The following is a 12,606-nucleotide window of genomic DNA, read 5'->3' on the forward strand; positions in this document are numbered from 1 at the left end:
CTACCCTCTATATGATCTAATATGAGAAATTTCTAAAATAACAGAATTTTCATCAACTTTACTTTTATGTTTTAACAGATCAAATCGCCAATTGGCAGAGGCATTTTTTATTTCTGTATCGTAATCCCGACCTTTTTGCAAAAGAGCGATTGTTTTTTCTGTTAATAACGGAAAAATAAGTTGTAAAAGAGTATTGAGCGGCGCTAATCCCCGTGCCGTTATAATATCAAATATGGGAATTTTTTGATATATATCTTCAATTCTAGCGTGATAAACTGTTGCTGGAAGATTAAGTTGAGCAATAACTGTTCGCAAAAAAGCAACTTTTTTTCCATTGCTTTCAACAAGATTAATATGTCCTGCTCTTTTTTCTTTCAAAAAGATAGCAATCACAATTGCAGGAAAACCTCCTCCTGATCCTAGATCACACCAATGCAAAGAATGAGAATACAAAGGAAAAATTTGTGCTGAATCTAGAATATGCCGTGTCCATAGATCTGGTATTGTTGTAGCAGATATCAAATTAATATGCGCATTCCATTGAAGTATTAAAGACTCAAACTGAATTAAATTTTCCATCGTTTCACGTGAAACAGAAGGAACAATATTTAATAATTGTTGATATTTTTTTTCTGTAGAAAAATTCATTAAGCTATTTTAGCCTTTTCACGTCGTTTACGTTGAATATATGTAATAATAAGCGATAACGCGGCGGGTGTCATACCATCAATTTTTTGTGCATCAGCAATTGAACGCGGCGACACTTCTTTAATTTTTGATTTAAGTTCATTTGAAAGACCTGAAATTGCTTGAATATCAAGAGAAGAAGGAATTTCTAAACGCTCATCTCTCTGAAGAGAGGCAATATCTTGTGCTTGTTTATCTAAATAAACCGCATATTGTGCTTCAATTTCTAAAGATTCTGCTGTTTTAGAATTAATTGTTCGTAATTGTGGCCAAAAATCTGAAAGACGCTCTAAAGTCATATGAGGATAAGCAAGAAAATCATAGGCCGAACGTCGAATTCCATCATGATTAACGTGTAACCCATGAGCAGAAGCTTCATTAGGTGTTAAAAAAAGATTTTGACATATTGATCGCGCTTGATCAAGCCGTTGTTGTTTTTTCTGATAACATTCCCAACGTATTTTACTAACAATACCCCATTTTTGTGCCAAAGGTGTTAAACGCGCATCAGCATTATCAGATCGTAAAGATAAACGAAATTCAGCACGTGATGTAAACATCCTATAAGGTTCACAAACACCACGTGAAACCAAATCATCAACCATAACACCAATATAAGCAGTAGAACGACTTATAAATATTTCATCTAATTTACCTACTTTACGTGCCGCATTTAATCCAGCTAAAAGTCCTTGTGCTGCTGCTTCCTCATATCCTGTTGTACCATTAATTTGGCCTGCTAAGAACAAACCAGGTAAAGAGCGTAATTCTAAGCTTCTCGTTAATTGTTGTGGATTAACAAAATCATATTCAATAGCATAACCAGGTTGTAAAACTATAGCATTTTCCAATCCTTCAATGGTTTTCAATAGAGAAATTTGCACATCTTCAGGAAGAGAAGTAGAAAGACCATTTGGATAAACAGTATCATCATTTAATCCTTCTGGTTCCAGAAAGATCTGATGTCCATCACGTTCTCCAAATTTAACAATTTTATCTTCAATAGAAGGACAATAACGTGGTCCTAACCCTTCAATATTTCCAGAATATAAAGCAGAACGATAAATATTCTCGCGAATAATTTGATGTGTTTTCTCATTTGTACGTGTTATTGCACATTCAATTTGTTGTTGTTCAATTTTCTCTGTTAAAAGAGAAAAGGGAATGGGATTTTCATCTGCTTGTTGTTTTGGAAGATGATCCCAAGCAATTGTTTTTTTACTCAAGCGAGCAGGAGTTCCTGTTTTTAATCGACCAAGTTTTATATTATAATTTTTTAAACGTTTAGCAAGTTGCAAACTTGACTGATCTCCCATCCGTCCAGCAGCCCATGTTTTATCACCAATATGAATAAAACCATTTAAAAATGTCCCTGTTGTTAAAACAACAGCTCCAGATAAAATTGTTGCTTGTTTTTTTAAAATAACACCTGATACACAATTATTTTTAACGACCAGATCAATAACTTCATCCTCAATAAGAGTAAGATTTTCTTGTTCTTTTAATAATTCTTGAATTGCTTTTTTATAAAGTCGTCGATCCGCCTGTGTCCGTGGTCCTCTTACTGCCGGTCCTTTACGTCTATTAAGTAATCTAAACTGAATTCCAGCAGCATCTGCTGCTCTTCCCATGAGACCATCCAACGCATCTATTTCACGAACTAGATGCCCTTTTCCAAGACCACCAATAGCAGGATTACACGACATTGTTCCCAGTGCTGATATTTTATGTGTAATAAGCGCCGTTTTAGCTCCTACACGCGCTGAAGCTGAAGCAGCTTCACAGCCAGCATGACCACCGCCAACAATAACAACATCATATGATTGCATTTTATTCATTCCGTAGAAAATATTCTAAGGTTTCACGTGAAACAGTATATAAATTACATAATCTTTATAATCTGTCTATGAAATAATCAATGTTTCACGTGAATCATTATTTACCAACACAAAACTCTGAAAAAATAATATCGAGTAAATCTTCAACATCAATATCTCCTGTAATTCTTCCAAGAAAATCACTTGCACAACGGAGATGTTCTGCACGTAAACTGAGATCAAGAGAATGATAATTAAGAGAAAATTCAATCTCTTTAACAGCTTCCTTTAATAATTGAAGTTGTCTTTTACGCGCCGGAACAATATTTCCAATTTCAGAAGCACGATGATGACAAAATGATTCAAGTTCTTTGATAAAATAATCAAAATTTAAACCAGTTAATGCGGAAAATTGTATAGACCAATGCTGATCATTTTTTTCATAAAGATCAAGCTTATTGCCAACACACCATATTTCAGCCGATGTTTCTGGTAAATCAACCTGCTTAGGATTTCCTATATCATAAACCAGAATAACCAAATCAGCTTCCCTAACATGCTGTTTAGCAATTTCTATTCCCATTTGTTCTATTTTATTTTCTGTTTTTCTAAAACCAGCAGTATCCGTTAAAAAAATAGGTAAACCACCAAGAATAATTCTCATTTCTAAAGCATCACGAGTTGTTCCTTCTTCTTCCGTCACAATAGCAACAGATTTTCCTGAAAGACGATTCATAATGCTTGATTTTCCAGAATTTGGAGCACCAGCAATAACAATTTTTAATCCATCACGTAAAATACTCGCACGCTCTCCTTCAATAATATATTTTCGAAGAGAAGTACAAAGATCCTCAACATCTTCCCAAATTTTATCAGATATTGCTTTAGGAATATCTGCTTCATCAACAAAATCAAGTTCTGCCTCAATAAAAGCACGCGCCTTCATAAGTTTATGACGCCAATCACGATAAAGCGTCGTTAAATGTCCACTTGTACCCATAACAGCTAAACGCCGTTGGCTTTCCGTTTCTGCCTCTATTAAATCAGCAAGACCTTCTGCTTGAACAAGATCTAATTTTCCTTCTATAAAAGCACGACGTGAAAATTCACCTGCCTCTGCAATACGACATCCAGAAAATGTCGACAATTCATCTAAAAAACGATTAACAACTGCTTTTCCTCCATGTAAATGGAATTCTGCACAATCTTCCCCCGTAAAACTATGAGGGGCAGGAAAAAAAACAGTTAAACCAGAATCTAAAAAACTACCATCACGAGCAGTAATATTTCCATAATGCATAAAACGTGCTTTAGGTAAACGACCACAAAGCGTTTTAACTATATCCACAACATGCGGACCAGAAAGCCGAATGACTGCAACCCCTGAAGGTAACAATCCACTCGAAACAGCAAAGATTGTATCCACAGGTTTTATCCTAATAAAAACTTTAATGACTTTACGTATTCATTGAATCAAAAAATTCACTATTGTTTTTTGTTTGCTTTAATTTATCAATCAAAAATTCAATTGCATCTGTGACATTCATAGATGCTAAAATACGACGAAGAACAAAAATTTTATGCAAATCTTGTCGTTCTACCAGAAGTTCTTCCTTACGCGTTCCTGACTTTAAAATATCCATAGCAGGGAAAATACGCTTATCAGCAACTTTTCTATCAAGAACAATTTCTGAATTACCTGTTCCTTTAAATTCTTCAAAAATAACCTCATCCATACGACTTCCTGTATCAATCAAAGCCGTTGCAATAATGGTTAAAGATCCGCCTTCTTCAATATTACGTGCTGCACCAAAAAAACGTTTTGGACGCTGAAGGGCATTTGCATCCACACCACCTGTTAAAACTTTACCCGAAGAAGGAACAACTGTATTATATGCACGCCCAAGACGTGTAATAGAATCGAGGAGAATAACAACATCACGCCCATATTCAACAAGACGTTTGGCTTTTTCAATGACCATTTCTGCCACTTGTACGTGACGTATTGCAGGTTCATCAAAAGTAGAAGAAACCACTTCTCCTTTTACTGAACGCTGCATATCAGTAACTTCTTCTGGTCGCTCATCTATTAAAAGAACAATGAGATAACATTCAGGATGATTAGTAGTAATAGAATGAGCAATATTTTGAAGTAAAACTGTTTTTCCCGTCCGAGGAGGAGCTACAATTAACCCTCTTTGTCCTTTTCCCAATGGAGATATCAAATCAATCACGCGTGATGACATATCTCTCTCTGTAGGATCCTGTATTTCCATTTGGAAACGCTCATTTGAATAAAGAGGTGTAAGATTATCAAAGTGAATTTTATAACGAATTTTTTCAGGTTTTTCGAAATTAATTGTATTAATTTTAAGGAGAGCAAAATAACGTTCTCCCTCTTTTGGACTGCGTATAAGACCTTCAATTGTATCACCTGTTTTTAAAGAAAACGACTGTATTTGTGCAGGTGAAAGATAAATATCATCCGGACCTGGAAGATAATTAGCATCAGCAGATCTCAAAAATCCAAATCCGTCTTGTAAAACTTCAACAACACCCTCTCCTATGATTTCTACATCTTGTAGAGCAAGTTTTTTCAAGATAGCAAACATTAATTCTTGTTTGCGCATAAGGGAGGCATTTTCAACTTCTAATGTTTCAGCAAAAGAAACAAGTTCAACCGGATTTTTGCTTTTAAGCTCTTGTAGTTTCATTTTTTGCATGAAATATGCTCTTTGTAATTTAGGAGAAGATTATCTTAAATAATTTATGGAAATTTATGAATGAAATATTCTTAAGAAAAAAATATTTTACACTCAATTTTTTCAATCTGCAAGTACCATTTATATGAAATTTATTCCTGTGATATTGAGTAATTATATGAAAAACTTTTTAAAATATAAAAATACAAATAGTATTTAATTATTTTATAACAAAAATGTGAATTAAAGTTATAGCATTAATGAAACACTATTCAAAAGTATTTTTCACAGAAATTTATATTAATAAATTTATATTAAAAGAGAGATTCTTCTTATTTATAACTGTGTTTAGTGTGGATTATTATTTATCCTCAATTTTATCCACAAAAGGAAATAAAAAAAGAATAAAAATAACACTATCTTAAAGATATTATCCCCATTTTTTTATAAAAGGAATTAATTTATCACAAGCATTTTATTTGTGCATAAAAACGGAGAATTTTTCCTAAATTTTAGTTTTATAAAAAACGGCAAGGATATATACACATATCTTAACAAGGAGTTAAAATTTTTGTGATAAAAGAAAAAAAGTTCTTTCATTTACACATGCTTTCTGATGCAACGGGAGAAACATTAATCTCTGTTGGAAGAGCTGTAGCATCACAGTATGCAATGAGTCAGGCAACAGAACATATCTATCCTATGATTCGTAATAAAATGCAGTTACAAAAAGCTCTTGATGAAATACAACAAGAGCCAGGTATTGTTCTTTACACAATGATTGATGAAGAATTTAAACTTCTCCTTCAAAAAAGGTGTAAAAAAATAAAAGTTCCCTGTATTGATATATTGCATCCTGTTTTAAATGCTTTTCAGTCTTACCTTGGAATGCCAACACATTTACGTGCGAGCGCACAACATGATCTTAATGCAGATTATTTTCGCCGTATTGAGGCACTGGATTTTACAATAGAACATGATGATGGACAATCTTCCAGTAGCTTATCCGAAGCAGATGTGATCCTTGTGGGAATTTCAAGAACATCTAAAACACCAACAAGTATCTATTTAGCAAATCGCGGAATAAAAACGGCTAATGTTCCTCTTATTCCTAATATTGATTTGCCAGAATCCCTTTTAGAGGCAAAAAATTCTTTAATTATTGGTTTAATTGCTTCAGCTGAAAGAATTTCACATATTCGCCAAAATAGAGATTTGGGAGAAGGTTTTGCTCTTGATAGTTATACAAATCGTATCAACATAGCTGAAGAATTAATCTATGCAAAACGCATTTGCGAACGTTTTGGTTGGCCTATTATTGATGTCACAAGACGCTCTATTGAAGAAACTGCTGCTGCAATATTTGAACTTTTATCACGATTTCGTGAAGGAAAATGAGAGAAAATTCTTATGAATGCAGATACATTAATATTAGCATCTCTTAGTTTGTATCGTGCAAAATTATTAAAAAAAGCAGGTTTAAATTTTTTCATTGAAGGGGCTTCTTTTGATGAAAGAGAAGTAGAAAAAAAAGCAAAAGAAAAAACACCTAAAGAACTCAGCTGTTTTCTTGCGAGCGCAAAAGCAAAAAATGTTTCAGATCGTTTTCCTGATGCTTTCGTTATTGGTTGTGATCAAGTGCTTGATTTGGAAGGTAAAGTTTTTCATAAAGCAACAAATATTAAGGAAGCACATCAACGTTTATGTAAGTTATCAGGAAAAACCCATTCTCTTCATAGTGCAGTAGCTTTATTTAAAAATGGTCAAAAAATTTGGGTTGAAGCTTTTAGTGCACATATGTCTGTTCGTTTGCTCTCGTCAGAATTTATTGAACATTATTTAGCACGCGTAGGAAAAGATGTTCTAAATAGCGTGGGAGTATATCAAATTGAAGGGGAAGGGATTCATCTCTTTGAAAAAATTGATGGAGATTTTTTTACCATTGTTGGTTTACCTTTGCTACCTCTACTTATAAAACTACGTCATTTAGGAATTATTGATGGTTGATTTAACAATAAAAAAAACAAATTATCCGCGTGCTTTTGTTGTTGGTTATCCAATTAATCATTCAAAATCGCCAAAAATTCACAATTTTTGGCTTAAGCAATATGGTTTACAAGGAGAATATCTTGCACAAGAAGTAACATCTGAAGAATTCAGTCATTTTATTGCGTCTTTACAAAAAATAGGCTTTTGTGGAGGAAATGTTACTTTGCCTTATAAACAGGAAGCTTTTCGTTTAGCAGATTATAAAGATGAGAAAGCAACAATGATTGGTGCTGTTAATACACTTTGGTATGAAGGAGATAAGCTTTGTGCCACGAATAGTGATGCCTATGGTTTTAGTGCTAATCTTGATGATTTTTCATCTGATTGGGGAGGGGAAACAGCTCTTGTTTTTGGAGCAGGTGGTGCCGCACGCGCTATCATATATGCCTTAAAAAAACGCGGATTCGAACAGATTTATTTGATTAACCGTACAAAACAACGCGCTGATAATTTAGCTCAGCATTTTGGAAAATTCATTAAAGTTTACGATTGGCATAAAATCCATGAAATACTTCATCAAGCTGATTTGATTGTTAATACAACATCTATTGGCATAAAAAATCCAGAAGAAAAAAGTGATTCTTTTTTTTGTGATTTTCATAAAGCAAAAAAAACGGCGTTAGTGACAGATATTATTTATACACCATTGATAACTCCTTTTTTACAACAGGCAAAGGCTTGTGATCTCAAGACAGTTGATGGGCTTGGAATGCTTCTACATCAAGCTGTTATAGGGTTTGAACAGTGGTTTGGAATAAGGCCAAAGGTAACAAAAGCTTTACGGACAGCCATTTTAGAGGATATGAGTGAAAAGAAAGAATGAAGATCATAGGATTAACGGGATCAATTGCTATGGGAAAATCAACAGTTGCTGATTTTTTTAAGCAAGCGGGTATTTCTGTTTTTAGTGCTGATGAAGCAGTACAACAACTTTACAAAAGTGAGCCAGCTTTGTCATTTATAGAGCGTATTTTTCCTGGTGTTGTTGAAAACGGTGAAGTTAACCGTTTAAAACTTTCTGAAATTTTGATTGATGATAAGGAAAAATTACAAACATTAGAAAAAATAATTCATCCTTTGGTGCAAGAAAAAGAAAGGGAATTTATTGATATAGTGCGTAAACAAGGGGAAAAATTAGTTATTCTTGATATTCCACTTCTATTTGAAAAAAATGGTGAAAGTCGTGTGGATAGCGTTATTGTTGTTTCTGCTCCACCAGAAATACAAAAAGAACGTATAATGATTCGCCAAGGTATGAATGAAAAAAAATTTGCCTTTATCAATGCTCAACAAATGCCAGATGAAAAAAAAAGAGAACGTGCTGATTTTATTATTTATACAGGGAAAGATTTAGAGAATACACGTCAACAGGTTTTTGATGTGATAAAAAAACTAAAGAATTGAAGTCATGCGGGAAATTATTTTTGATACAGAAACAACAGGTTTAGATAAAGAAAAAGATCGCATAATCGAAATTGGTTGTGTAGAAATGGTTGATCGTTATCTTACGGGGCGCCAATTTCATGTTTATTTAAACCCTGAAGGCGTTATTATTCCTGATGAAGTTGTAGCAATTCACGGATTAACCAATGAACGCCTAAAAAACGAGAAAAGTTTTAGTGATATTGTTGATGAATTTTTGGAATTTATCAAAGGCGCGACAATGATTGCGCATAATGCGAGTTTTGATATTGGTTTTATTAATGCAGAATTAAAACGCGTCAACAAACCGCTCATCAGTGTTGATAATATTCTTGATACATTGGCTATGGCACGGCGTAAATTTCCTATGGGTCCTAATTCTCTTGATATTTTATGCAAACGTTTTGGAATTGATAACAGCCATCGTATTCTTCATGGTGCTTTGCTTGATGCAGAGATTCTAGCCGATGTCTATATTGAACTGATCGGTGGAAAGCAAGGTGTATTGGGTTTTGATAACAAAAGGGGACTTGATGAACATATCCAGAATGATAAAGATACATCTTATGCAGTTAAAATTCGCCCACAGGTTTTACCTTCAAGATTGAGTCCGCAAGAAAAAAGGTTGCACGCTGATTTTATCAACAATATGGGTGAAAAAGCTCTGTGGAATAACTTCAAAATTCATGAATAACATCATCTTTTCTCTAAAAAAATCACTCTTTAAATTAAAGAATATGGATGTCAAAAAAAATGGTCGTTGTGGGGAGGGGAACACCACAACGACCCTGTCGCTACATCGTACCTCAGCTATCATAGGAGGAGCAAAATGAAAGCTATTAATCCTGTAACAGCAAAGAAAAGCTCTAGGTACTTAATATAAAGTGCAACGACTTCATGTCTTATGGAAAGAAAAAATGGCTTTTTAGAGGCAAAATGAAAAAATAAAAATAAAAGTGAAAAAAATATATACAGGTAATTTGCTTTTTAGCTGAAATGGAGAAATAGAATTGTCATGAAAGCAACAGATCATCTTTTTTTGGTTGACGGATCAGGCTATGTTTTTCGTGCTTATTATGCTTTGCCGCCTTTAAAACGTAAAAAGGATGGACTTCCTGTAGGAGCAGTAGCTGGTTTTTGTAATATGCTATGGAAATTACTTTGTGATGCTCGTAATACAGCTACGGGTGTTGTTCCAACGCATTTTGCTGTTATTTTTGATTATTCATCTGATACTTTTCGGAAACAAATTTATCCTGAATATAAAGCAAATCGCGCTGAACCTCCTGAAGATCTAATTCCTCAATTCGCGCTAATACGCCAAGCAACGAAGGCTTTTAATTTACCTTGTATTGAAAAGGAAGGCTTTGAAGCGGATGATTTAATTGCTACCTATGCAAAATTGGCAACAAAGGTTGGGGCAAAAACAACCATTATTTCTTCTGATAAGGATCTTATGCAACTCGTAAATACGCATGTATCTTTGTATGATGGAATGAAAGACAAGCATATAGGTATCTCAGAAGTTGTAGAAAGATGGGGTGTTGCGCCTGAAAAAATGATTGATTTACAAGCATTAATTGGAGATTCAACGGATAATGTACCGGGTATTCCAGGCATTGGTCCAAAAACTGCAGCTCAGTTGTTAGATCAGTTTGATTCTCTTGATCTTTTATTGCAAAACGTAAAAGAAATTAAACAAACAAAACGGCGTGAAAACATTCAAGCTTATAGAGAACAAGTTAAAATTTCTCGTGAACTTGTTAGGCTTAAAACAGATGTTCCTATAGATAATGATTTAGATGATTTTATTTTGGAGCCACAAGATGGTCCACGTTTAATTGCTTTTTTGAAAGCGATGGAATTTTCAACATTAACGCGTCGCGTGGCAGAGGCGACGTCATGCGATGCAGCTGTTATTGATGCACTTGATATAGATGTTGAATGGGAAAAACTGAGCCATGGGCATGATTCTGATATCAAGAATATTGAGCGCACATCTCTTCACAATTTTTCTGAAAATTCTCCACAAGTTTTTGCACAAAAACGTAAAGATCAAGCACTGACTCAAAAAATTACAAGAGATGCTTATACAACAATTCTTGATGAGGAAGTTTTAAAAGAGTGGTTATCACAAGCACAAGAGCAGGGTTTTTTTGCATTTGATATCAAAACAACATCTCTTGATCCGATGCAAGCAAAGCTTGTTGGTTTTTCATTCGCATTACAGCCGGAAAAAGCAGCTTATATACCTCTTGAACATTTTGATGAAGGAGAAGAGGACCTTTTGAGGGGTGGGCGCATTGCCTCGCAGATTGAGACCCAAAAAGCTTTAGCACTTTTAAAACCGATATTAGAAGATTCAGCGGTGTTAAAAATTGGTCATAATATAAAATATGATTGGTTGGTGATGAAGCAATACGACATTATGATAAGCTCTTTTGACGACACCATGCTTTTATCATATGCTTTTGATGCTGGAACGTTAACCCATAATATGAATGATTTGTCTGAACGTTGGCTTGAGCATAAACCAATTGCCTATAAAGATTTAACGCATAACGGAAAAAAAATTACTTCTTTTGCACAAGTAGATTTAAAACAAGCAACTCTTTATGCGGCGGAAAATGCTGATATAACGCTACGTCTTTGGCAAGTATTGAAACCGCAACTTGTTGCTCGTGGAATGACAAAAATTTATGAGCGTCTTGATCGCCCCCTTGTAGAAGTTCTTGCAAGAATGGAAAAACGTGGAATTCTTATTGATCGGCAGATTTTATTGCGTCTTTCAGGAGAATTGGCACAAGCTGCTTTGATTCTAGAAGAGGAAATTTATAAACAAGCTGATGAAAAGTTTAATCTTGCTTCGCCAAAGCAATTAGGGGATATCCTTTTTGGTAAAATGGGATTGCCTGGAGGCGCTAAAACCAAGGGTGGACAATGGTCAACTTCTGCACAGACCTTAGAAGAGTTAGCTGCTGAAGGTCATATTTTACCGCGTAAAATTATTGAGTGGCGTCAACTCACAAAGCTAAAATCTACCTATACAGATGCCTTGCCTTCTTATATTTTTCCAAAAACAGGGCGAGTTCACACGAATTATTCTTTGGCAATAACATCAACAGGGCGGTTATCATCATCAGAGCCAAATTTGCAAAATATTCCAGTGCGAACTGCTGAAGGACGTAAAATTCGAACAGCTTTTATTGCTCCCAAAGGACATGTGTTACTTTCTGCTGATTATAGTCAGATTGAATTGCGCATTCTTGCACACATTGCGGATATAAAAGCATTAAAAGAAGCTTTTGCTAAAGGGCATGATATTCACGCTATAACGGCATCACAAATGTTTGGTGTTGCGATAGAAGGAATGCATTCAGATATACGACGGCGTGCAAAAGCGATTAATTTTGGTATTATTTATGGTATTTCAGCTTTTGGATTAGCCAATCAATTGGGAATTTCACGCCAAGAAGCAGGTCGTTATATTCAACTGTATTTTGAAAGATTTCCAGGAATTAAAGATTATATGGAGAAGACCAAAATCTTTGCACGTGAAAATGGTTATGTAGAAACAATTTTTGGACGTCGTATCCATTATCCAGAAATAAAAGCAAAGAATGTAAAAATTCGTTCTCTTAATGAGCGAGCAGCTATCAATGCTCCAATTCAAGGTTCTGCGGCCGATATTATTCGCCGCGCTATGATACATATGGAAGATGCTTTAAAAGAAGAAAAACTATCAGCAAAAATGTTGCTGCAAGTGCATGATGAACTGATTTTTGAAGTACCAGAAGAAGAAAGTAAAAGAACCATGGCTGTTGTTAAAAATGTTATGGAAAATGCTACAATGCCGGTTTTATCTTTATCTGTACCGCTTGAAGTAAAAGTCATGACGGCTCAAAATTGGGATGAAGCACATTAATTTT

At 34.6% G+C, this 12,606-nt stretch carries 10 protein-coding genes; 6 read left to right on the forward strand and 4 right to left on the reverse strand.

Features of this window, described 5'->3' with window-relative positions; all coding sequences use genetic code 11:
* The 4 genes from rsmG to rho all read right to left on the reverse strand — a co-directional run bounded on the left by rsmG (window position 1) and on the right by rho (window position 5,227).
* A complete protein-coding gene (rsmG, locus tag ACFIK6_RS00490; RefSeq protein ID WP_375641263.1) occupies window positions 1-648 on the reverse strand; it encodes a 16S rRNA (guanine(527)-N(7))-methyltransferase RsmG in 648 nt (215 codons plus the stop codon).
* Window positions 648-2,516 (reverse strand): tRNA uridine-5-carboxymethylaminomethyl(34) synthesis enzyme MnmG, encoded by a 1,869-nt coding sequence (mnmG, locus tag ACFIK6_RS00495; RefSeq protein ID WP_375677268.1) that lies wholly within the window; start codon window positions 2,514-2,516, stop codon window positions 648-650. The genes rsmG and mnmG overlap by 1 nt, the downstream gene beginning before the upstream one ends.
* Window positions 2,517-2,622: 106 nt before the next feature.
* On the reverse strand, window positions 2,623-3,930 hold the full coding sequence (gene mnmE / locus ACFIK6_RS00500; RefSeq protein ID WP_375641267.1) for a tRNA uridine-5-carboxymethylaminomethyl(34) synthesis GTPase MnmE: 1,308 nt from the start codon (window positions 3,928-3,930) through the stop codon (window positions 2,623-2,625).
* Window positions 3,931-3,961: 31 nt separating this feature from the next.
* On the reverse strand, window positions 3,962-5,227 hold the full coding sequence (rho, locus tag ACFIK6_RS00505) for a transcription termination factor Rho (protein WP_375641269.1): 1,266 nt from the start codon (window positions 5,225-5,227) through the stop codon (window positions 3,962-3,964).
* Window positions 5,228-5,779: 552 nt separating this feature from the next.
* Between rho and ACFIK6_RS00510 the strand changes: the two genes are divergently transcribed.
* The 6 genes from ACFIK6_RS00510 (at window position 5,780) to polA (ending at window position 12,602) form a co-directional block, all read left to right on the forward strand.
* On the forward strand, window positions 5,780-6,604 hold the full coding sequence (locus tag ACFIK6_RS00510; RefSeq protein WP_375641271.1) for a pyruvate, water dikinase regulatory protein: 825 nt from the start codon (window positions 5,780-5,782) through the stop codon (window positions 6,602-6,604).
* Window positions 6,605-6,616: 12 nt separating this feature from the next.
* Window positions 6,617-7,213 (forward strand): Maf family nucleotide pyrophosphatase, encoded by a 597-nt coding sequence (locus ACFIK6_RS00515; protein WP_375641273.1) that lies wholly within the window; start codon window positions 6,617-6,619, stop codon window positions 7,211-7,213.
* Entirely contained in the window at window positions 7,206-8,078 is an 873-nt protein-coding gene (locus tag ACFIK6_RS00520; protein ID WP_375641275.1) for a shikimate dehydrogenase, read from the forward strand. Before ACFIK6_RS00515 ends, ACFIK6_RS00520 begins: the two co-directional genes overlap by 8 nt.
* Complete coding sequence (gene coaE, locus ACFIK6_RS00525; RefSeq protein WP_375641277.1) at window positions 8,075-8,659, forward strand: dephospho-CoA kinase; 585 nt, start codon at window positions 8,075-8,077, stop codon at window positions 8,657-8,659. The genes ACFIK6_RS00520 and coaE overlap by 4 nt, the downstream gene beginning before the upstream one ends.
* A 4-nt stretch (window positions 8,660-8,663) precedes the next feature.
* Window positions 8,664-9,371: a DNA polymerase III subunit epsilon gene (dnaQ, locus tag ACFIK6_RS00530; protein WP_375641279.1), complete on the forward strand. Its 708-nt coding sequence runs from the start codon at window positions 8,664-8,666 to the stop codon at window positions 9,369-9,371.
* Window positions 9,372-9,692: 321 nt separating this feature from the next.
* Window positions 9,693-12,602 (forward strand): DNA polymerase I, encoded by a 2,910-nt coding sequence (polA, locus tag ACFIK6_RS00535; protein WP_375641281.1) that lies wholly within the window; start codon window positions 9,693-9,695, stop codon window positions 12,600-12,602.
* The last annotated feature ends 4 nt before the right edge of the window (window positions 12,603-12,606 follow it).

The organism is Bartonella sp. AS69XJJH (assembly GCF_042195585.1).
Taxonomy (GTDB): domain Bacteria; phylum Pseudomonadota; class Alphaproteobacteria; order Rhizobiales; family Rhizobiaceae; genus Bartonella.

What these genes read in the sequence shown, in the direction of transcription:
- rsmG (WP_375641263.1), bottom strand. Translation starts at nt 648, where the DNA reads ATGAATTTTTCTACAGAAAAAAAATATCAACAATTATTAAATATTGTT.
- mnmG (WP_375677268.1), bottom strand. Translation starts at nt 2,516, where the DNA reads ATGCAATCATATGATGTTGTTATTGTTGGCGGTGGTCATGCTGGCTGT.
- rho (WP_375641269.1), bottom strand. Translation starts at nt 5,227, where the DNA reads ATGCAAAAAATGAAACTACAAGAGCTTAAAAGCAAAAATCCGGTTGAA.
- ACFIK6_RS00515 (WP_375641273.1), top strand. Translation starts at nt 6,617, where the DNA reads ATGAATGCAGATACATTAATATTAGCATCTCTTAGTTTGTATCGTGCA.
- ACFIK6_RS00520 (WP_375641275.1), top strand. Translation starts at nt 7,206, where the DNA reads ATGGTTGATTTAACAATAAAAAAAACAAATTATCCGCGTGCTTTTGTT.
- coaE (WP_375641277.1), top strand. Translation starts at nt 8,075, where the DNA reads ATGAAGATCATAGGATTAACGGGATCAATTGCTATGGGAAAATCAACA.
- dnaQ (WP_375641279.1), top strand. Translation starts at nt 8,664, where the DNA reads ATGCGGGAAATTATTTTTGATACAGAAACAACAGGTTTAGATAAAGAA.
- polA (WP_375641281.1), top strand. Translation starts at nt 9,693, where the DNA reads ATGAAAGCAACAGATCATCTTTTTTTGGTTGACGGATCAGGCTATGTT.